This is a genomic window from Enterobacter cloacae complex sp. 402C9 (assembly GCF_050030745.1).
GTDB classification, from domain to species: domain Bacteria; phylum Pseudomonadota; class Gammaproteobacteria; order Enterobacterales; family Enterobacteriaceae; genus Enterobacter; species Enterobacter intestinihominis.
Window position 1 is genome coordinate 649259 of the sequence record NZ_JBLGUW010000001.1, and the last position, 20125, is coordinate 669383.

19 protein-coding genes are annotated in these 20125 nt (G+C 56.8%); 12 read left to right on the forward strand and 7 right to left on the reverse strand.

The genetic code is table 11. The features are described from left to right. Positions 1 to 179: 179 nt before the first annotated feature. The 4 genes from deoC to deoD all read left to right on the forward strand — a co-directional run bounded on the left by deoC (position 180) and on the right by deoD (position 4504). Entirely contained in the window at positions 180 to 959 is a 780-nt protein-coding gene (gene deoC / locus ACQG1K_RS03125; protein WP_022646987.1) for a deoxyribose-phosphate aldolase, read from the forward strand. Positions 960 to 1059: 100 nt separating this feature from the next. Next, positions 1060 to 2382 carry a thymidine phosphorylase gene (gene deoA / locus ACQG1K_RS03130; RefSeq protein WP_022646988.1) on the forward strand — a complete coding sequence of 441 codons (1323 nt, stop codon included), beginning with the start codon at positions 1060 to 1062 and terminating at the stop codon, positions 2380 to 2382. A gap of 53 nt (positions 2383 to 2435) precedes the next feature. Then, on the forward strand, positions 2436 to 3659 hold the full coding sequence (deoB, locus tag ACQG1K_RS03135) for a phosphopentomutase (RefSeq protein ID WP_367074875.1): 1224 nt from the start codon (positions 2436 to 2438) through the stop codon (positions 3657 to 3659). A gap of 125 nt (positions 3660 to 3784) precedes the next feature. Beyond that, on the forward strand, positions 3785 to 4504 hold the full coding sequence (gene deoD / locus ACQG1K_RS03140; protein WP_003856538.1) for a purine-nucleoside phosphorylase: 720 nt from the start codon (positions 3785 to 3787) through the stop codon (positions 4502 to 4504). 85 nt (positions 4505 to 4589) lie between these two features. Here the strand turns inward: deoD and lplA are convergent, their stop codons facing one another. Further along, positions 4590 to 5606: a lipoate--protein ligase LplA gene (lplA, locus tag ACQG1K_RS03145; RefSeq protein ID WP_063146397.1), complete on the reverse strand. Its 1017-nt coding sequence runs from the start codon at positions 5604 to 5606 to the stop codon at positions 4590 to 4592. Positions 5607 to 5645: 39 nt separating this feature from the next. After that, positions 5646 to 6290, reverse strand: a complete 645-nt coding sequence (locus tag ACQG1K_RS03150; RefSeq protein ID WP_015572615.1) for a YtjB family periplasmic protein — start codon at positions 6288 to 6290, stop codon at positions 5646 to 5648. A gap of 117 nt (positions 6291 to 6407) precedes the next feature. Between ACQG1K_RS03150 and serB the strand changes: the two genes are divergently transcribed. The 3 genes from serB to nadR all read left to right on the forward strand — a co-directional run bounded on the left by serB (position 6408) and on the right by nadR (position 10105). Further along, positions 6408 to 7376: a phosphoserine phosphatase gene (gene serB / locus ACQG1K_RS03155; RefSeq protein WP_003856524.1), complete on the forward strand. Its 969-nt coding sequence runs from the start codon at positions 6408 to 6410 to the stop codon at positions 7374 to 7376. A 75-nt stretch (positions 7377 to 7451) separates the two neighbouring features. After that, on the forward strand, positions 7452 to 8837 hold the full coding sequence (gene radA, locus ACQG1K_RS03160) for a DNA repair protein RadA (RefSeq protein ID WP_003856523.1): 1386 nt from the start codon (positions 7452 to 7454) through the stop codon (positions 8835 to 8837). A gap of 35 nt (positions 8838 to 8872) precedes the next feature. Beyond that, a complete protein-coding gene (nadR, locus tag ACQG1K_RS03165) occupies positions 8873 to 10105 on the forward strand; it encodes a multifunctional transcriptional regulator/nicotinamide-nucleotide adenylyltransferase/ribosylnicotinamide kinase NadR (RefSeq protein ID WP_003856522.1) in 1233 nt (410 codons plus the stop codon). Between the two features lie 110 nt (positions 10106 to 10215). On the opposite strand, the gene ACQG1K_RS03170 is transcribed toward nadR, so the two are convergent. Further along, positions 10216 to 11217: a zinc-binding alcohol dehydrogenase family protein gene (locus ACQG1K_RS03170; protein WP_367074870.1), complete on the reverse strand. Its 1002-nt coding sequence runs from the start codon at positions 11215 to 11217 to the stop codon at positions 10216 to 10218. A 107-nt stretch (positions 11218 to 11324) separates the two neighbouring features. Between ACQG1K_RS03170 and ACQG1K_RS03175 the strand changes: the two genes are divergently transcribed. Further along, positions 11325 to 12224 (forward strand): LysR family transcriptional regulator, encoded by a 900-nt coding sequence (locus ACQG1K_RS03175; protein ID WP_022646992.1) that lies wholly within the window; start codon positions 11325 to 11327, stop codon positions 12222 to 12224. A 126-nt stretch (positions 12225 to 12350) separates the two neighbouring features. On the opposite strand, the gene ettA is transcribed toward ACQG1K_RS03175, so the two are convergent. Then, on the reverse strand, positions 12351 to 14018 hold the full coding sequence (ettA, locus tag ACQG1K_RS03180; protein ID WP_426720956.1) for an energy-dependent translational throttle protein EttA: 1668 nt from the start codon (positions 14016 to 14018) through the stop codon (positions 12351 to 12353). A gap of 226 nt (positions 14019 to 14244) precedes the next feature. Between ettA and sltY the strand changes: the two genes are divergently transcribed. Beyond that, complete coding sequence (gene sltY / locus ACQG1K_RS03185) at positions 14245 to 16182, forward strand: murein transglycosylase (protein ID WP_022646993.1); 1938 nt, start codon at positions 14245 to 14247, stop codon at positions 16180 to 16182. Between the two features lie 55 nt (positions 16183 to 16237). Further along, positions 16238 to 16567 (forward strand): trp operon repressor, encoded by a 330-nt coding sequence (trpR, locus tag ACQG1K_RS03190; protein ID WP_003856511.1) that lies wholly within the window; start codon positions 16238 to 16240, stop codon positions 16565 to 16567. A gap of 27 nt (positions 16568 to 16594) precedes the next feature. On the opposite strand, the gene yjjX is transcribed toward trpR, so the two are convergent. Then, positions 16595 to 17110 carry an inosine/xanthosine triphosphatase gene (yjjX, locus tag ACQG1K_RS03195; protein ID WP_022646994.1) on the reverse strand — a complete coding sequence of 172 codons (516 nt, stop codon included), beginning with the start codon at positions 17108 to 17110 and terminating at the stop codon, positions 16595 to 16597. Between the two features lie 48 nt (positions 17111 to 17158). Here yjjX and gpmB point away from each other — a divergent pair, with 48 nt between their 5' ends. Next, a complete protein-coding gene (gene gpmB / locus ACQG1K_RS03200) occupies positions 17159 to 17806 on the forward strand; it encodes a 2,3-diphosphoglycerate-dependent phosphoglycerate mutase GpmB (protein WP_006810187.1) in 648 nt (215 codons plus the stop codon). Here gpmB and robA read toward each other — a convergent pair. Continuing rightward, entirely contained in the window at positions 17803 to 18672 is an 870-nt protein-coding gene (gene robA, locus ACQG1K_RS03205) for an MDR efflux pump AcrAB transcriptional activator RobA (protein WP_022646995.1), read from the reverse strand. The two genes, gpmB and robA, sit on opposite strands and share 4 nt — an antisense overlap. A gap of 214 nt (positions 18673 to 18886) precedes the next feature. Here robA and creA point away from each other — a divergent pair, with 214 nt between their 5' ends. Beyond that, the gene (gene creA / locus ACQG1K_RS03210; protein ID WP_003856503.1) at positions 18887 to 19357 is read left to right on the forward strand and encodes a protein CreA; all 471 of its coding nucleotides are present in this window, start codon (positions 18887 to 18889) and stop codon (positions 19355 to 19357) included. Between the two features lie 48 nt (positions 19358 to 19405). Here the strand turns inward: creA and arcA are convergent, their stop codons facing one another. Continuing rightward, on the reverse strand, positions 19406 to 20122 hold the full coding sequence (gene arcA, locus ACQG1K_RS03215; protein WP_003856501.1) for a two-component system response regulator ArcA: 717 nt from the start codon (positions 20120 to 20122) through the stop codon (positions 19406 to 19408). Positions 20123 to 20125 lie beyond the last annotated feature (3 nt).

Here is a 20125-nt window from a genome sequence, read left to right on the forward strand (position 1 = left end):
CGCTGCTTTTGTCGGCGGTTGACGCATGAAAGTTTGAAGAAGATCTCATTACAGTAATGCAAATTTGCACACAGTTTTCATTAACTGTGATGAATGTCGAAGTGTGGATGCGGGTGAATGTTAGAATACTCACAGACCCGCAAGGTAAAATTTATACGGCACTGCCGTTGGAGAATGTTATGACCGATTTAACTGCAAGCAGCCTGCGCGCGTTGAAACTGATGGACCTGACCACCCTGAATGATGACGACACCAATGAAAAAGTCATCGCCCTGTGCCATCAGGCAAAAACGCCAGTGGGTAATACCGCCGCCGTCTGTATCTACCCGCGTTTTATCCCGATTGCCCGCAAAACGCTGAAAGAACAGGGCACGCCGGACGTGCGCATTGCGACCGTGACTAACTTCCCGCACGGTAATGACGACATCGAGATCGCGCTGGCGGAAACCCGCGCGGCGATTGCGTACGGCGCAGACGAAGTTGACGTGGTTTTCCCGTACCGCGCGCTGATCGCCGGCAACGAGCAGGTCGGTTTTGACCTGGTGAAAGCCTGTAAAGACGCATGTGCGGCGGCAAACGTGCTGCTTAAAGTGATCATCGAAACCGGCGAGCTGAAAGAAGAGGCGCTGATTCGTAAAGCGTCTGAAATCGCTATCAAAGCGGGCGCGGATTTCATTAAAACCTCTACCGGTAAAGTGCCGGTCAACGCGACTCCGGAAAGCGCGCGCATCATGATGGAAGTTATCCGTGATATGGGCGTGTCCAAAACCGTTGGCTTCAAACCGGCAGGCGGCGTGCGTACCGCAGAAGACGCGCAGCAGTTTCTGGCGATTGCCGACGAGCTGTTCGGCGCCGACTGGGCGGACTCCCGCCACTACCGCTTCGGCGCGTCCAGCCTGCTGGCCAGCCTGCTGAAAGCGCTGGGTCACGGTGACGGTAAGAGCGCAAGCAGCTACTAAGTTTGAATTGCCGGGTGGCGCTACGCTAACCCGGCCTACAGGATCGTAGGGCGGGTCAACATACCCGCCGCCATTCACCCGATTCCGCATGGAGGTTACCGTGTTTCTCGCACAAGAAATTATTCGTAAAAAACGTGATGGTCATGCATTAAGCGACGAAGAGATCCGCTTCTTTATCAACGGCATTCGTGATAACACCATCTCTGAAGGGCAGATTGCGGCTCTGGCGATGACCATTTTCTTCCACGATATGTCGATGCCTGAGCGCGTGTCCCTGACCATGGCGATGCGAGATTCAGGAACCGTTCTGGACTGGAAAAGCCTTAACCTCAACGGCCCGATTGTGGACAAACACTCCACCGGCGGTGTGGGCGACGTGACCTCCCTGATGCTTGGCCCGATGGTGGCAGCCTGCGGCGGTTACATCCCGATGATTTCCGGGCGCGGCCTGGGTCATACCGGCGGTACGCTCGACAAACTGGAAGCCATTCCGGGCTTCGATATCTTCCCGGATGACAACCGCTTCCGCGACATTATTAAAGACGTTGGCGTGGCGATTATCGGCCAGACCAGCTCTCTTGCGCCAGCAGACAAGCGTTTCTACGCGACGCGTGACATTACCGCGACCGTAGACTCCATCCCGCTGATCACCGCCTCTATCCTCGCCAAAAAGCTGGCGGAAGGGCTGGACGCGCTGGTGATGGATGTGAAAGTGGGCAGCGGCGCGTTTATGCCGACCTATGAACTCTCTGAGGCGCTGGCTGAAGCGATCGTTGGCGTTTCCAACGGCGCGGGCGTGCGCACCACCGCACTGCTGACGGACATGAACCAGGTGCTGGCGTCCAGCGCCGGTAACGCCGTTGAAGTCCGCGAGGCCGTGCAGTTCCTCACAGGCGAATACCGTAACCCGCGCCTGTTCGATGTCACCATGGCGCTGTGCGTTGAGATGTTAATCTCCGGCAAGCTGGCCAAAGACGACGCGGAAGCCCGCGCGAAGCTTCAGGCTGTGCTGGACAACGGCAAAGCGGCGGAGATCTTTGGTCGGATGGTGGCGGCGCAGAAAGGCCCGACCGACTTCGTGGAAAACTACGCGAAATACCTGCCCACCGCGATGCTCAGCAAAGCGGTCTATGCGGACAGTGAAGGCTTTGTCTCGGCTATGGATACCCGCGCGCTCGGCATGGCGGTCGTGTCTATGGGCGGCGGTCGTCGTCAGGCATCGGACACCATTGATTACAGCGTCGGCTTTACCGATATGGCCCGTCTGGGCGACAGCGTTGACGGCCAACGTCCGCTGGCGGTGATCCACGCGAAAGACGAAGCCAGCTGGCAGGACGCGGCGAAAGCGGTGAAGGCGGCAATAACTCTTGACGATAAAGCACCGGAAACCACACCGACGGTCTATCGTCGTATCACTGAATAGCGGTATACTGATCTGATCGCATTTTTATGAAGCACTAAGTACGGAGAACAATTATGAAACGTGCATTTATTATGGTGCTGGACTCATTCGGCATCGGCGCAACCGAAGATGCAGAACGTTTTGGTGACGTGGGTTCCGATACCCTGGGTCACATCGCGGAAGCCTGTGCAAAAGGCGAAGCGGACAACGGTCGTAAAGGCCCTCTGAACCTGCCAAACCTGACCCGCCTCGGGCTGGTAAAAGCGCATGAAGGTTCTACCGGTAAAATCGCAGCCGGTATGGACGGAAACGCGGAAGTGGTGGGCGCCTACGCGTGGGCGCACGAGCTCTCTTCCGGTAAAGATACGCCGTCCGGTCACTGGGAAATCGCTGGCGTGCCGGTGCTGTTTGACTGGGGTTACTTCTCCGATCACGAGAACAGCTTCCCGCAGGAGCTGCTCGATAAGCTGGTGAAGCGCGCCAACCTGCCGGGCTACCTCGGCAACTGCCACTCTTCCGGTACCGTGATTCTGGATCAGCTCGGCGAAGAGCACATGAAAACCGGCAAACCGATTTTCTATACCTCTGCTGACTCTGTGTTCCAGATCGCCTGCCACGAAGAGACGTTTGGCCTGGATAAACTGTACGAGCTGTGCGAGATCGCCCGTGAAGAGCTGACCGAAGGCGGCTACAATATTGGCCGTGTTATCGCGCGTCCGTTTATCGGCGACAAAGCGGGTAACTTCCAGCGTACCGGCAACCGTCACGATCTGGCCGTGGAGCCACCGGCGCCGACCGTGCTGCAAAAACTCGTCGACGAGAAAGACGGCCAGGTCATTTCCGTAGGTAAAATCGCGGACATCTACGCTAACTGCGGCATCACCAAAAAGGTTAAAGCGACCGGTCTGGATGCGCTGTTCGACGCCACCATCAAAGAGATGAAAGAAGTGGGCGACAAGACCATTGTCTTCACCAACTTCGTGGACTTCGACTCCTCCTGGGGTCACCGTCGCGACGTCGCCGGGTATGCTGCGGGTCTGGAGCTGTTTGACCGCCGTCTGCCAGAGTTGATGGAGCTGGTGGGGGAAGATGACATTCTGATCCTGACCGCTGACCATGGCTGTGACCCGACCTGGACCGGTACCGACCACACCCGTGAGCACATTCCGGTGCTGGTGTACGGCCCGAAAGTCAAACCGGGCTCGCTGGGTCATCGTGAAACCTTCGCGGACATCGGCCAGACGATTGCGAAATACTTTGGTACGTCTGACATGGAATATGGCAAGGCTATGTTCTAAACGGATTGGGTGAGGCCTGATGCCCTCACCCCGACCCTCTCCCTGTGGGAGAGGGAGAAGAGAATGTAGGCCGGGTAAGGCGCAGCCGCCACCCGGCAAAAACAACAATGTAAAAGGAACTGAAGATGGCAACTCCTCACATTAATGCAGAAATGGGTGATTTCGCTGACGTCGTATTGATGCCGGGCGACCCGCTGCGCGCGAAACACATTGCAGAAACCTTCCTGGAAGACGTGCGTGAAGTGAACAACGTGCGTGGCATGCTGGGCTTCACCGGTACCTATAAAGGCCGCAAAATCTCCGTGATGGGTCACGGCATGGGTATCCCATCCTGCTCCATCTACACCAAAGAGCTGATCACCGATTTCGGCGTGAAGAAAATCATCCGTGTCGGCTCCTGCGGCGCGGTGCGCATGGATGTTAAGCTGCGTGACGTGGTGATCGGCATGGGCGCGTGCACCGACTCTAAAGTCAACCGCATTCGCTTTAAAGATCATGACTTTGCGGCCATCGCTGACTTTGACATGGTGCGTAACGCGGTTGACGCAGCAAAAGCGCTGGGCGTTGACGCGCGCGTGGGCAACCTGTTCTCTGCCGATCTGTTCTACTCGCCAGAAGGCGACATGTTCGACGTGATGGAAAAATACGGCATTCTGGGCGTGGAAATGGAAGCGGCCGGTATCTACGGCGTGGCGGCTGAATTCGGTGCGAAAGCGCTGACCATCTGCACCGTGTCTGACCATATCCGTACTCACGAGCAGACCACCGCTGCCGAGCGTCAGACCACCTTCAACGACATGATCAAAATCGCGCTGGAATCCGTTCTGCTGGGCGATAAAGAGTAAGAGCTGTTGTGCCGGGTGGCGGCCTCGCCTGACCCGGCCTACGGTTTTGTAGGCCCGCTAAGCGCAGCGCCAGCGGGCTTTTTTACTAGCGCACGGCCTGAGCAATCCACGCCGATACATCCCGCAGCTCTTTTTCCTGCTCCGGAAAATCCCCAATTAATGCATCACACTCCTGCTGCAACATATCCGCCCGATACAGACAGCCCTGTAAACGTGCGGCCAGCGCCTCCAGCGGTGCAGGATTGAGACTATCCGTAAAGACCTGCGTGCGGGTGATATGGCCCTTCTCCACGTCAAAGTGCAGCTCAACGCCGCCCCAGGTAAATCGCTCATCCAGCAGGTGTGAAAACGCCGGTGCCTGACCGAAGTTCCACTCCCAGCTGCTCTGGCGCGCAAAGGTTTCCGCGAAGTTGGGCAGGTCCGGGGTTTTATCCGGAGAAATCACCTCGGCTTCTACGCGTTCACCGTAATGCTTGAAAAAGGCTTCACGGATCGCGTCGCAAATCTGCTGATGAGTAATCCCCGGCAGCAGATCCACCAGATTCGCCACGCGACCGCGCACGGAGGTAATGCCTTTCGCCTGGAGCTTTTTCTTGTCCGGGTTCAGATAGTTTGCCAGACGGCTCAGATCGGCATTCAGCAATAATGTGCCGTGGTGGAATCCGCGATCCATCGTTTCGCGGTAGGCTGAGCCTGACACTTTCCGGTCGCCTTCAGGTGTTTTCACTACCAGATCGTTACGACCCGAGGCTTCAGCCGTCACGCCGAGCGAATTGAGCGCATTGAGCACAATGGAGGTCGAGATGGTTTTGTCGTATTCCGGCTTGCCCGCCATAAAGGTAAAGCAGGTGTTGCCGAGATCGTGGAACACCGCACCGCCGCCGCTGCTGCGGCGCGCCAGGCGGACGTTGTCCTCTTCCATACGGCGGGTGTTACACTCTTTCCACGGATTTTGCGCGCGGCCAATAACGACCGTATCAGCGTTGCGCCAGAGAAACAGGACGCGCTGAGTGGCGGGCATCTGGCGGAAGATGCACTCTTCTACCGCGAGATTAAACCAGGGATCGTAAGAGTCAGAGATAAGCAGGCGTAACGTCGACATGGCAGAGTTCCTTTTCCGAATCATCCGCCTACTTTATCACTATTCTTTCTTCTCGCTCTCTTCCTCTTCGGGAACCGATTTGCTGGCGGTTAACAGGAACGGCGACTGCTGCCAGCGGGTGCGCTTGCCTTGCAGCAGCGTGCGCGCCAGTACCACGCCAATCGCCAGCGAGAGCAGCAGCATCAGGCGCAAAATATTGGTGGTGTTATCCACCTGTTTGGCTTCGGTTGGCAGGGTGTGGGTGTCGAGTGTCAGACGTAAATAGCCGAGTGGGCCATTCTTGCCCTGAATGGGTTCAACGATTTGTTGATTGAAATAACCGCCAGCTTTTTTGCCGTCCAGCGCCAGCCTGTCGCGCACGTCGACATGCTCACCCGCGCGGGCAATCAGGTCGCCCTGTTCATCGTACACGCCCGCATCCAGAATGCGGCTGTTTTCCGTAAGCTGGCGCAATACCTGCGCTATCCGCTTGTCATCCGGCGTTTCGGTGCGCATAGACGGCGCAACGTTGAGCGTCACCTGGCGCGCCAGCGTACGGGCCAGTTCTTCAAACTGCGGGTTACGCTGTCGTTGGTGATTCTGGCTAAACCAGGATGCCCCCTGCATAAGCGCCACTAATAGTGCGAGACAGATCAGGACAATCACGGCGCGATGAAGCCGGAATTTCAGTTTTGCGCGAGCCATATTCCACCTGCTTAAAATTTACGGCTTAATGTTGCCAGAAGTGATGGTTACAGGGTAGCCTCATGCGTTATTTTCCCTCTGGAACCTTCCGGCGCGAACGAAATTACAGGAGCTTCAATGCCGAACATTACCTGGTGCGACCTGCCAACGGATGTCTCTTTATGGCCAGGATTGCCGCTCTCTTTAAGTGGCGATGAGGTGATGCCTCTCGATTACCACGCTGGCCGTAGCGGCTGGCTGCTGTACGGACGCGGCCTGGATAAGCAACGCCTCACCCAGTATCAAACTAAACTGGGCGCAGCGATGGTCATCGTTGCGGCCTGGTGCGTGGAAGATTATCAGGTTATTCGCCTGGCGGGTTCCCTGACGCAGCGCGCCACGCGTCTGGCGCACGACGCCGGGCTGGACGTTGCTCCGCTCGGCAAAATTCCACACCTGAAAACGCCAGGCCTGCTGGTGATGGACATGGACTCCACCGCCATTCAGATCGAGTGTATTGACGAGATTGCTAAACTGGCGGGCAGCGGCGAGCTGGTGGCTGAAGTCACCGAGCGCGCGATGCGCGGCGAGCTGGATTTCACCGCCAGCCTGAGACAGCGCGTGGCGACCCTGAAGGGGGCCGATGCTAACATTTTGCGTCAGGTGCGCGATGAACTGCCCCTGATGCCAGGGCTGACGCAGCTGGTGCTCAAGCTGGAGACGCTCGGCTGGAAAGTGGCGATTGCCTCCGGTGGGTTCACCTTCTTTGCCGATTACCTGCGTGACAAGCTGCGTCTGACCACCGTGGTGGCAAACGAGCTGGAGATCATGGACGGCAAACTCACCGGACAAGTGATTGGCGACATCGTGGATGCGCAGTACAAAGCCAATACGCTGACGCGTCTGGCGGAGAAATACGCCATTCCGGTCGAACAGACCGTCGCCATCGGCGATGGCGCGAACGATCTGCCGATGATCAAAGTTGCCGGACTGGGTATTGCCTACCACGCCAAGCCGAAAGTGAATGAAAAGACGGAAGTCACTATCCGTCATGCTGACCTGATGGGCGTGTTCTGCATTCTCTCCGGCAGCATTAATCAAAAATAGCGGCCTGCTTTTGTAGGCCGGGTAAGCGTCAGCGCTATCCGGCGCGCAGACCGCACAGAAATAACGAGGTAAACCGTGGCGAAAGCTCCAAAACGCGCATTTGTCTGTAATGAATGTGGTGCGGATTATCCGCGCTGGCAGGGGCAATGCAGCGCCTGTCATGCCTGGAACACCATCACCGAAGTGCGTGGTGTGGCGGCTTCGCCGAGCGTGGCCCGCAATGAACGCCTGAGCGGCTATGCGGGCAATGCAGGCGTGTCGAAGGTACAAAAACTTTCGGATATCAGCCTTGAGGCGCTGCCGCGCTTCTCAACCGGATTCAAAGAATTTGACCGCGTGCTCGGCGGTGGCGTAGTGCCGGGCAGCGCTATTCTGATCGGCGGTAACCCGGGCGCGGGTAAATCGACCCTGCTGCTGCAAACGCTCTGCAAGCTCGCCGAACAGATGAAAACCCTGTACGTCACGGGCGAAGAGTCACTCCAGCAGGTGGCGATGCGCGCGCACCGCCTCGGTCTGCCGACCGGCAATCTGAATATGCTCTCGGAAACCAGCATCGAGCAGATCTGCATGATTGCCGAAGAAGAGCAGCCGAAACTGATGGTGATCGACTCCATCCAGGTGATGCATATGGCGGACATTCAGTCGTCACCGGGGAGCGTGGCGCAGGTGCGTGAAACGGCTGCGTACTTAACGCGCTTTGCCAAAACGCGCGGCGTAGCGATAGTGATGGTGGGCCACGTCACCAAAGACGGCTCGCTGGCCGGCCCGAAAGTGCTTGAGCACTGTATCGACTGCTCGGTGATGCTCGACGGCGATGCGGATTCCCGTTTTCGTACCCTGCGCAGCCATAAAAACCGCTTCGGCGCGGTGAATGAACTGGGCGTGTTTGCCATGACCGAGCAGGGGCTGCGCGAAGTCAGCAACCCGTCGGCCATCTTCCTGAGCCGTGGCGACGAGATTACGTCCGGTAGTTCGGTGATGGTGCTGTGGGAGGGGACGCGTCCGCTGCTGGTTGAAATTCAGGCGCTGGTGGATCACTCGATGATGGGTAATCCGCGGCGCGTGGCGGTCGGTCTGGAACAGAACCGCCTGGCGATCCTGCTGGCGGTGTTGCACCGTCACGGTGGCCTGCAAATGGCGGATCAGGACGTGTTCGTCAACGTGGTTGGTGGGGTGAAGGTTACGGAAACCAGCGCGGATCTGGCGCTGTTGCTGGCGATGGTCTCCAGCCTGCGCGACAGACCGTTGCCGCAGGATCTGGTGGTATTTGGCGAAGTAGGGCTGGCGGGCGAAATTCGCCCGGTGCCGAGCGGTCAGGAGCGTATCTCCGAAGCGGCAAAACATGGCTTCCGCCGCGCAATTGTTCCGGCCGCTAACGTGCCGAAAAAAATCCCGGAAGGGATGCAGGTTTTTGGCGTTAAAAAACTCGCAGATGCGTTAAATGTCTTTGACGACTTATAATTACGTATTCGATTTTGCAGGAGGCACCGTAATTTATGTCATCATTTGACTACATCAAGACCGCTATCCGCCAGAAGGGTTGCACGTTACAGCAGGTAGCGGACGCCAGCGGCATGACCAAGGGCTACCTGAGCCAACTGCTGAACGCCAAAATCAAAAGCCCCAGCGCGCAGAAGCTGGAAGCGCTGCACCGTTTTCTGGGGCTTGAATTTCCGCGGATGCAAAAGAACATTGGCGTGGTGTTCGGTAAGTTCTACCCGCTGCATACCGGGCATATCTATCTGATCCAGCGCGCCTGTAGCCAGGTCGACGAGCTGCATATCATCATGGGTTATGATGAAACCCGCGATCGCCAGCTGTTTGAAGACAGCGCCATGTCGCAGCAGCCCACCGTGCCGGACCGCCTGCGCTGGCTGCTTCAGACCTTTAAATATCAGAAAAATATTCGTATTCATGCCTTTAACGAAGAGGGCATGGAGCCGTATCCGCACGGCTGGGACGTGTGGAGTAACGGCATCAAAGCGTTTATGGAAGAGAAGGGCATTGCGCCTAACTGGATCTACACCTCTGAAGAGTCCGACGCGCCGCAGTTCCGCGAGCATCTGGGTATCGAAACCGTGCTGATCGATCCTAAACGCACCTTTATGAACATCAGCGGGGCGCAGATCCGCGAGAACCCGTTCCGCTACTGGGACTACATTCCGACCGAGGTGAAGCCGTTCTTCGTGCGTACGGTGGCGATCCTCGGCGGCGAGTCGAGCGGGAAATCGACGCTGGTGAATAAGCTGGCGAATATCTTCAATACCACCAGTGCGTGGGAGTATGGCCGCGATTACGTCTTCTCACACCTCGGTGGTGACGAGATGGCATTACAGTATTCCGACTACGATAAAATCGCGCTTGGTCATGCCCAGTACATTGATTTCGCGGTGAAATACGCCAATAAAGTCGCGTTTATTGATACCGATTTTGTCACCACGCAGGCGTTCTGCAAAAAGTACGAGGGGCGCGAGCACCCGTTTGTGCAGGCGCTGATTGATGAATACCGCTTTGATCTGGTTATCCTGCTGGAAAACAACACGCCATGGGTAGCCGACGGTATGCGCAGCCTGGGCAGCTCGGTAGACAGGCGTGAGTTCCAGACCATGCTGGTGGAGATGCTCAACGAGAACAACGTTGAGTTTGTGCATGTGGAAGAGTCGGATTACGACACCCGTTTCCTGCGCTGCGTCGAACTGGTGAAAGAGATGATGGGTGAGCAGGGGTAAAAAACTTACCCCTCACCCTAACCCTCTCCCCAAAGGGGAGAGGGGATCGCACGGAGCTGACTTTACCCTCTCCCCCGTGGGGAGAGGGCAGGGTGAGGGAATCAGTCCACTCAATACTCAACCACCACTTTCCCACGCATATGCCCCTCCAGCACCATGCGGTGCGCTTCGGTAATGCTTTCCACGCTCAGCCCGTGCAGCGTTTCGCTGAGCGAGCTTTCCACCACGCCGTTATCCACCAGCTTCGCCACCTCATTTAAAATCTCGCCCTGGCGCGCCATATCCGCGGTCTGGTACATGCTGCGGGTGTACATAAATTCCCAGTGCAGGGCGGCAGATTTGGACTTCAGCTTGTCCTGGTTTAGCGGATGCGCATTTTCAACGATGGAACAAATGTGTCCCTGAGGGGCAATCAGATCGCTGACCGCATCCCAGTGCCCGTCGGTGTCGTTGAGGATAAAAATGTAATCCACAAAGGTGAGCCCCTGTTTCGCCAGTTCACCCTTCAGGTCGCGGTAATCTACGACAACGTCAGCCCCGCGATCGCGACACCATCGGGCGGAATCTTCTCGTGAGGCGGTTGCGACGATCTTCACCTTACTGTTGTGCTTCGCAAACGGGATCGCCAGCGATCCGACTCCACCCGCGCCGCCAATTATCAGCAGCGTTTTATCTGCGTCGGCATCCTGAATCTTCAGCCGTTCAAACAGGCCTTCCCACGCGGTGAGCGCCGTCAGCGGCAGTGCTGCCGCAGAGGCCCAGCCAAGGTTTGAAGGCTTGTGCCCGACAATGCGCGCATCGATAAGCTGGTGCGTGGTATTGCTGCCCGGTCGGGTGATATCCCCCGCGTACCATACTTCGTCACCCGGTTTGAATCCGGTGACGCCAGCCCCGACGGCTTTGACGATCCCGCTGGCATCCCACCCGAGAATGCGCGGCTCCTTCAGTCCGCTTTTGGCAATGCCTGCATGTACTTTGGTATCCACCGGGTTTACGGAGACGGCTTTCACCTCCACCAGCAGATCGTACTCGCCGGGCTGCGGCATCGGCGGGGTAATTTCAACGAAGGTGGAGGGATTTTCTGGGTTAACGGCAATGGCTTTAACAGACATGATGTTCTCCTCAATGAATGCGTTGTGTTGAGGCTAGTCTATTAAGTGGTCAGCTGCATGATAAGATGGACAATCAAGAACTCAGCGTTCGTACAGGGTGAACAATCATGTTTAAACAGCTACAGGATATGGCGCTGTTTGCGCTGGTGGCTGAGATGGGCAGCTTTACTGCGGCGGCGCAGAAGGCTGAACTGCCGAAATCCAGCGTCAGCCAGCGCATTAGCCAGCTGGAGCAGCAGGTGGGGATCCGCCTGCTTAACCGCACGACGCGCAGAATAAGCCTGACGTTTGCGGGCGAGCACTATCTGGTGCACTGCCGCGAGATGCTGGCGGCCAGCGAGCGCGCGGAGTATGCCATTCAGCGGCTGCGAGAAAACCCCAGCGGACGGCTGAGGATCACCTGTCCGGCAGGGATTGGCGCGACGCTGCTGGCGCATATGAATGCCGAGTTCCAGCTTCGCTACCCTGACGTGTCGCTGGATGTATCAATTTCAGACGATGTGGTGGATCTGGTCGAGTCGGGCTTTGACGTGGCGCTGCGCACCGGCAAACCGCAGGATTCTTCCCTGATTGGCCGCATGATTGGGCACTGTCCGCGCTACATGCTGGCCTCGCCTGACTATCTGGCGCGTCGGGCGCCGTTAATCCATCCCCGACAGCTTGTGGATCACCGCTGCATTACGCACCGGGCATGGTCGGAGTGGCTTCTGCGAAGCGAGAGTGAGGATTACCGCTACCTGCCGGATAACGCCCACATGACGGATAACCTGGTGTACGCCCGAGAATGCGCCATTGCCGGGGCGGGGATCACGCTGTTACCCGCATTCCTGCTGGAAGATAAAATCGAAAAGGGCGCGCTGGTAAAGGTGCTACCGGAGTGGCGCGTTGAGGGGAACGATCTCTGGCTGGCCTATCCGAGCCGTAAGCTCAATTCGCCTGCGCTGATGAGCTATATCGACTTTGCGATGCAGTTTGATGAGGTGAAGCGGTATTACGTGGGCAAATAAAAAAGCCGGGTGGCGGCTTCGCCTTACCCGGCCTACACACTGTGCGGCCTGATGCCCTCACTCTGGCCCCCTCACGGGGAGAGGGAACAAACATAAAAAACGGCAACCGAAGTTGCCGTTTTGCTTTTATTTCGCAATACGCTTGTACTTAATACGCTTCGGCTCCAGCGCGTCTGCGCCCAGCGTGCGTTTCTTGTACTCTTCGTATTCGGTGAAGTTACCTTCGAAGAACTCCACTTTACCTTCGTCCTGGTAGTCCAGAATGTGGGTTGCGATACGGTCAAGGAACCAGCGGTCGTGCGAGATAACCATGGCGCAGCCCGGGAATTCCAGCAGGGCGTTTTCCAGCGCGCGCAGGGTTTCGATGTCCAGGTCGTTGGTAGGTTCATCGAGCAGCAGAACGTTGCCGCCAACCTGAAGCAGCTTCGCCAGGTGCAGACGACCACGCTCACCGCCAGACAGCTCGCCCACGCGTTTGCCCTGGTCGGTGCCCTTGAAGTTAAAGCGGCCAACATAGGCGCGGCTTGGCATCTCGGTGTTGCCGATACGCATGATATCCAGACCGCCGGAGACTTCTTCCCACACGGTTTTGCTGTTGTCCATCGCGTCACGGAACTGGTCAACGGAGGCCAGCTTCACGGTCTCACCCAGGGTGATAGAGCCGCTGTCAGGTTGTTCCTGACCGGACATCATGCGGAACAGGGTGGATTTACCCGCGCCGTTCGGACCGATAATGCCGACGATAGCGCCTTTCGGTACGGAGAAGGTCAGATCGTCGATCAGCAGGCGGTCGCCGTACGACTTACGCAGGTTGGTCACTTCAACCACTTTATCCCCCAGACGTGCTCCAGGCGGGATAAACAGTTCGTTGGTTTCGTTACGTTTCTGGTATTCGGTGTTGTTCAGCTCTTCGAAGCGCGCCAGACGGGCTTTGCCCTTGGACTGACGGCCTTTCGCGCCCTGACGCACCCACTCCAGCTCTTTCTCAATAGATTTACGGCGCGCCGCTTCCTGAGACGCTTCCTGCGCCAGACGCTGATCTTTCTGTTCCAGCCAGGAGGAGTAGTTACCTTCCCACGGAATCCCTTCGCCGCGGTCCAGCTCCAGGATCCAGCCCGCCACGTTGTCGAGGAAGTAGCGGTCGTGGGTAATTGCCACCACGGTGCCTTCGAAGTCGTGCAGGAAGCGTTCCAGCCACGCCACGGATTCCGCATCCAGGTGGTTGGTTGGTTCGTCGAGCAGCAGCATGTCTGGTTTTTCCAGCAGCAGGCGGCACAGCGCCACGCGGCGGCGTTCACCACCGGAGAGATTCGCGATTTTCGCATCCCAGTCCGGCAGACGCAGGGCATCTGCCGCGCGCTCCAGTTGCACGTTCAGGTTGTGACCGTCGTGCGCCTGGATAATCTCTTCAAATTTGCCCTGCTGAGCGGCCAGTTTGTCGAAGTCCGCATCCGGCTCGGCGTATTTGGCATACACTTCATCCAGACCTTTCAGGGCGTTAACCGCTTCGGATACCGCTTCTTCAACGGATTCACGCACGGTGTGTTCCGGGTTCAGCTGAGGTTCCTGCGGCAGGTAGCCGATCTTGATGCCAGGCTGCGGACGGGCTTCACCTTCGATGTCTGTATCGATGCCGGCCATGATGCGCAGCAGGGTGGACTTACCGGCACCGTTGAGACCCAGAACACCGATTTTTGCGCCCGGGAAAAAGCTCAGCGAGATATTTTTAAGAATATGACGTTTCGGCGGGACAACTTTGCCGACACGATGCATGGTATAAACGAATTGAGCCACGTTGGACTTCGCCTCTTTTATCGTGATGAGAATGAATTTCAGCCTCGAAGTGTAGCCTTTTTCACGCCCTAATCCCAGCCAGGAACGTCGGGAGTGTTAAAACGCGCAAGAAAGGTAAAAAAGTGTTCATGACGTGGCGCGTTGTGGGATGCCTGGTTAGCATAAGTTGAGGTAACTTTAACGTGGCAAGACGCTGCAACTGACGAAAAACAATGAGGAAGAGCTTGTGGAAAAAGCCAAACGGGTGGTCTGGCGTCTGCTGGCTGCCAGCGTATGCGTAATGGCGGTAAGCCAGGCGGTGCATGCCGATTCACTGGATGAACAACGTAACCGCTATGCCCAGATTAAGCAGGCATGGGACAACAAGCAGATGGATACAGTGCAGGCGCTGATGCCGACGCTGAAGGATTATCCGCTGTATCCGTATCTGGAGTATCGTCAGATCACTGATGATCTCATGAATCAACCGACCGTCACCGTAAATAACTTCATTCAGGCGAACCCGACACTGCCGCCTGCGCGCACCCTGAAGTCACGGTTTGTGAACGAGCTGGCCCGTCGCGAAGACTGGCGCGGCCTGCTGGCTTTCAGCCCGGATAAGCCGGGCGCGACGGAAGCGCAGTGTAATTACTATTATGCGAAATGGGCGACCGGTCAGCAGGAGGAAGCCTGGACCGGCGCGAAAGAGCTGTGGTTGACGGGCAAAAGCCAGCCAAACGCCTGTGACCCGCTGTTCAGCGCCTGGCGCGCCTCGGGCAAGCAGGATCCGCTCTCTTACCTGGAACGTATTCGCCTGGCGATGAAGGCCGGTAACACCCGGCTGGTTACCGTGCTGGCGGGCCAGATGCCCGCGGATTATCAGACCATTGCCTCTGCCGTTATCAGTCTGGCAAACGATCCCAATACCGTGCTGACGTTTGCGCGTACCACCGGCGCGACCGATTTTACCCGCCAGATGGCGGCGGTGGCCTTTGCCAGCGTGGCGCGTGAGGATGTGGAAAACGCCCGGCTGATGATCCCGCAGCTGGTGCAGGCCCAGCAGCTTAATGACGATCAAACCCAGGAACTGCGCGATATTGTGGCATGGCGACTGATGGGAACAGATGTCACCGACGAACAGGCGCGCTGGCGTGACGACGCGGTAATGCGTTCAAACTCTGTCTCGCTGGTGGAGCGTCGCGTGCGCATGGCGCTGGGAACGGGCGATCGTCGTGGCCTCAATACCTGGCTGGCGCGCCTGCCGATGGATGCTAAAGAGAAAGATGAATGGCGTTACTGGCAGGCGGACCTGCTGCTGGAGCGTGGTCGTGAAGACGAAGCCAAAGCGATCCTCCACTCCCTGATGCAGCAGCGCGGCTTCTACCCGATGGCGGCGGCGCAGCGTTTGGGCGAGGAGTACACCCTGAAGATCGACAAAGCGCCAGCCAACGCGAACCCGGCGCTGACGCAGGGTCCGGAAATGGCGCGCGTGCGCGAGCTGATGTACTGGAATCTGGATAATACCGCGCGCAGCGAATGGGCCAACCTGGTCACCAGCCGTACCACCGACGAGAAGGCGCAGCTTGCCCGCTATGCGTTTGATAATCGCTGGTGGGATCTGAGCGTGCAGGCGACGATCGCCGGCAAGCTGTGGGATCATCTCGAAGAGCGTTTCCCGCTGGCTTATAAGGATCTGTTCGATCGCTACACCAGCGGCAAAGATATTCCGCAAAGCTACGCGATGGCCATTGCCCGTCAGGAAAGCGCCTGGAACCCGAAAGTGCGTTCGCCGGTGGGGGCCAGCGGCCTGATGCAAATTATGCCGGGCACCGCGACGCACACGGTGAAGATGTTTAATATCCCAGGCTACAGCAGCCCGTCCCAGCTGCTGGATCCGGAGACCAACATCAACATCGGTACCAGCTACTTGCAGTACGTCTATCAGCAGTTCGGTAATAACCGCATCTTCGCGTCAGCCGCGTACAACGCCGGGCCAGGCCGCGTGCGGACATGGCTTGGCAACAGCGCAGGGCGACTCGACGCCGTGGCGTTCGTCGAGAGCATTCCGTTCTCGGAAACGCGCGGATATGTGAAGAACGTGCTGGCGTATGACGCCTACTATCGGCACTTCATGGGGGAGAAAGATGCCCTGATGAGCGATGCCGAGTGGCAGAGACGTTACTGATCGGCGCGGGTTGTGTTATGCTGTACTCGTTAATGAGTACAAGAGGCAGCATAACATGACCCAGCATTCCCCGTATTCCTCGGCCATGGCCGAACAGCGTCATCAGGAGTGGCTTCGTTTTGTGGAGTTGCTCCGCCAGTCTTACGACAAAGATCTGCATTTACCCTTGCTACAGCTGATGCTGACGCCAGACGAGCGTGAAGCGCTGGGTACACGGGTACGCATTATTGAGGAACTGCTGCGTGGCGAGATGAGCCAGCGTGAACTGAAAAACGAGCTGGGCGCGGGCATCGCGACGATTACCCGGGGTTCAAATAGCCTGAAGTCGGCGCCGGTTGAACTGCGTCAGTGGCTTGAAGCGGTATTGCTGAAAAACGCCGGATGACGGCTTCGCCTTATCCGGCCTACAAACTTAACGATAAATCGCGTTATGGAACGGACTTAACGCCAGAATAACGGCCTGGTGGTAAACGCTCGAACGGGTGAGCTTGCCCGCGGTAAAGACGCCAATCGCCCCCTCTTTACGACCAATCTCATCAATGCCGGTGTAGTGCGACATTACCGGCCCCAGCGCCTCACCCGCGCGGACTTTCTCCAGTATGACCTCCGGCAGCGGCAGCGTGGCTGAACGCGCTTCGCCGCGCTGCTCGCGGCTTTCGATGACAACCCAGCTGAAGGTCGCCCCTTCGTCGATACCTGCTTCAATCGCGACCCAGAAGTCAGCATCTGGCGCGGCGGCTTTTGCATTCGCCACGCGATTTCGTGCGCCAGCGCGTGTTTCCTCGCTGCCAAACGGCTGTTCCGGCACACCGCTCTCGACGCCGACGGCGTCAATATGGCAGGATCCTTCGCCGAAGATCTCTTCAAATGCCCTTAGAATTGCCTGAATTTTGGCAGGATTGGTGGTAGCAGAGACAACATGGTGCATAATTAAGCTCGATTTAAAAAATTCATCGCAGTATAACGGAAAAAAAGCATGTTACAGGTATACCTTGTTCGCCACGGTGAAACGCAGTGGAACGCCGAGCGACGTATTCAAGGCCAGTCAGACAGTCCTCTCACCGACAAAGGTGTGCAGCAAGCGTGGCAGGTGGCGGAGCGCGCCAGAACGCTGGGTATCACTCACGTCATCTCCAGTGATTTAGGCCGCACGCAGCAGACGGCACGCATCATCGCCGATGCCTGTGGCTGCGACGTGACCCTTGAACCGCGCCTGCGCGAGCTGGATATGGGCGTGCTGGAAAAACGCCCTATCGATACGCTGACGGAAACCGAAGAAGGCTGGCGTCGCACGCTGGTGAACGGCACTGAAGATGGTCGCATCCCTGAGGGGGAATCCATGCAGGAGCTGAGCGTGCGCATGCATGCCGCGCTGGCCGAGTGCCTGAAACTCCCGGCAGGTAGCCGACCGCTGCTGGTGAGCCACGGTATCGCGCTGGGTTGCCTGGTGAGTACCATTCTGGGGCTGCCGGCTTACGCCGAGCGCCGTTTGCGTCTGCGCAACTGTTCCATTTCCCGTATCGACTATCAGGAAAGTGCCTGGCTGGCATCGGGGTGGGTGGTTGAGATGGCAGGGGACATTTCGCATCTTGATGCCCCTGCACTGGATGAGTTGCAGCGTTAACGACGTACCGGAATCAGGAATTCCATACGCAGATTGATAGGGCCTTCTTCCGGTTTTGCATCTTGCGCCGGATAGTAGCGCTCAATGTCCTGACCTTTACGGCGATTCAGATTCAGCATCGGCATGCAGGTCCCGTAAACGGTCAGGATGAACTCCTGAACGCCCGTTCCTAACCCTTCGTATGAGAACATCACATACTCGCCGCCTTCCAGCACGACAGGCTTCGAGCCATGAATGTAACCGTTTGCCATGTCAGGCGTCAGCGCCGTGGTATAGAACACTTCCTGCTCGTCATCTTTTTCCTGGCTTGGATACGTTTCGTTCAGGCCATACAGAATCGGCGGGATCGCCGGAGCGTGGCTTAAAAATTCGCGCCAGAACTGAACGCGCATCTGATGGCGGAACTCGGAGATCTGCTCCAGGGAACAGGAGTAGCTCTGTGTGGTGCCGACCAGGTGCGTTTCCGGCAGGGTGATGATTTCATATTTTGGCATCGCAAACTCGCCCAGACGCAGCGGCGGACGCATACCAAAGGAGCTCCAGTCCGGCGAGCGGCGATAAAGCGCTGGCGTTAACGAGAACTGTTTTTTAAAGGCGCGAGTGAAGGTTTGCTGTGAATCGAAACGATATTGCAGGGCAATATCCAGGATTGGTCGCGCGGTCAGGCGCAACGCGACAGCAGACTTTGATAAACGACGTGCGCGAATATAGGCACCGATAGCATGACCGGTGACATCCTTGAACATCCTTTGCAGATGCCACTTGGAATAGCCTGCTTTTGCCGCCACATTATCCAGTGACAAAGGCTGGTCGAGATGACCTTCCAGCCAGGTGAGCAGGTCGCGAATAATTCCAGCCTGATCCATATACTATCCTCATCCTTAAAACTGCCGCAGGTGCCTGTTTACAGGTTAGCGGATAATAGCATTTTTTGACGTTTTAGCATTCAGTGTTTTTTTTGCGCATAAATGCTTTTTGTGGTGATTTAAGTGCGGATATATTCTAATCCTGTGATCTTGCTACATTTTTATCTAACCTGTTGAATAATCGCTCAGCGTAATTTTTATGAATGGTAACAATATGAAATACAAGGTTTTAGTCTTTGCAGCACTGGCGCTGATGGCAGGGCGCGTGGCACAGGCGGAGCAAATTGGCTCCGTGGACACCGTGTTTAAAATGTTTGGGCCGGACCACAAAATTGTGGTGGAGGCCTTTGACGATCCGGACGTTAAAAACGTCACCTGCTATGTCAGCCGGGCGAAGACCGGCGGGATTAAAGGCGGCCTGGGGCTGGCTGAAGACACGTCTGACGCGGCCATCTCCTGTCAGCAGGTTGGTCCGGTGGAATTGAGTGACAAAATTAAAAACGGCAAAGCGCAGGGCGACGTTGTATTCCAGAAACGGACCTCGCTGGTGTTCAAAAAGCTACAGGTGGTCCGTTTTTATGACGCGAAGCGTAACACACTGGCTTATCTGGCTTATTCCGACAAAGTCGTGGAAGGCTCACCGAAAAACGCGATTAGCGCGGTGCCGATTATGCCGTGGCATTGATAAAAAAAACGGCGCAAAAGCGCCGTTTTTTACTGCGTGACGGGAGAATTACTCCTGGAGGTCACCGCAGAAACGATAGCCTTCACCATGGATCGTGGCGATGATTTCCGGCGTATCAGGCGTAGATTCGAAATGTTTACGAATACGACGGATGGTTACGTCAACGGTACGATCGTGTGGCTTCAACTCACGACCGGTCATTTTCTTCAGCAGTTCTGCACGGGACTGGATCTTGCCCGGGTTTTCGCAGAAGTGCAGCATCGCGCGGAATTCACTGCGCGGCAGTTTGTACTGCTCACCGTTCGGGCTAATCAGCGAACGGCTATTGATATCAAGTTCCCAGCCGTTGAATTTGTAGCTATCGACGCTACGACGCTCTTCACTGACCGTACCCAGATTCATGGTGCGGGACAGCAGGTTGCGTGCACGAATGGTTAACTCGCGAGGGTTGAACGGCTTGGTGATGTAGTCATCCGCGCCGATTTCCAGACCAAGAATTTTATCAACCTCGTTGTCACGGCCTGTCAGGAACATCAACGCGACGTTCGCCTGTTCACGCAGTTCGCGCGCCAGAAGAAGCCCGTTTTTGCCCGGCAGATTGATATCCATAATCACCAGGTTGATATCATTTTCAGAAAGGATCTGATGCATCTCTGCGCCATCGGTCGCTTCAAAGACATCGTAGCCTTCTGCTTCGAAAATGCTCTTTAACGTGTTGCGTGTTACCAACTCGTCTTCAACGATAAGAATGTGCGGGGTCTGCATGTT

Coding starts and splice junctions, on each gene's coding strand:
- deoD (WP_003856538.1), top strand. CDS start 3,785: ATGGCAACTCCTCACATTAATGCAGAAATGGGTGATTTCGCTGACGTC.
- arcA (WP_003856501.1), bottom strand. CDS start 20,122: ATGCAGACCCCGCACATTCTTATCGTTGAAGACGAGTTGGTAACACGC.
- deoC (WP_022646987.1), top strand. CDS start 180: ATGACCGATTTAACTGCAAGCAGCCTGCGCGCGTTGAAACTGATGGAC.
- robA (WP_022646995.1), bottom strand. CDS start 18,672: ATGGATCAGGCTGGAATTATTCGCGACCTGCTCACCTGGCTGGAAGGT.
- gpmB (WP_006810187.1), top strand. CDS start 17,159: ATGTTACAGGTATACCTTGTTCGCCACGGTGAAACGCAGTGGAACGCC.
- nadR (WP_003856522.1), top strand. CDS start 8,873: ATGTCATCATTTGACTACATCAAGACCGCTATCCGCCAGAAGGGTTGC.
- lplA (WP_063146397.1), bottom strand. CDS start 5,606: ATGTCGACGTTACGCCTGCTTATCTCTGACTCTTACGATCCCTGGTTT.
- creA (WP_003856503.1), top strand. CDS start 18,887: ATGAAATACAAGGTTTTAGTCTTTGCAGCACTGGCGCTGATGGCAGGG.
- deoB (WP_367074875.1), top strand. CDS start 2,436: ATGAAACGTGCATTTATTATGGTGCTGGACTCATTCGGCATCGGCGCA.
- ACQG1K_RS03170 (WP_367074870.1), bottom strand. CDS start 11,217: ATGTCTGTTAAAGCCATTGCCGTTAACCCAGAAAATCCCTCCACCTTC.
- serB (WP_003856524.1), top strand. CDS start 6,408: ATGCCGAACATTACCTGGTGCGACCTGCCAACGGATGTCTCTTTATGG.
- trpR (WP_003856511.1), top strand. CDS start 16,238: ATGACCCAGCATTCCCCGTATTCCTCGGCCATGGCCGAACAGCGTCAT.
- ACQG1K_RS03150 (WP_015572615.1), bottom strand. CDS start 6,290: ATGGCTCGCGCAAAACTGAAATTCCGGCTTCATCGCGCCGTGATTGTC.
- ACQG1K_RS03175 (WP_022646992.1), top strand. CDS start 11,325: ATGTTTAAACAGCTACAGGATATGGCGCTGTTTGCGCTGGTGGCTGAG.
- yjjX (WP_022646994.1), bottom strand. CDS start 17,110: ATGCACCATGTTGTCTCTGCTACCACCAATCCTGCCAAAATTCAGGCA.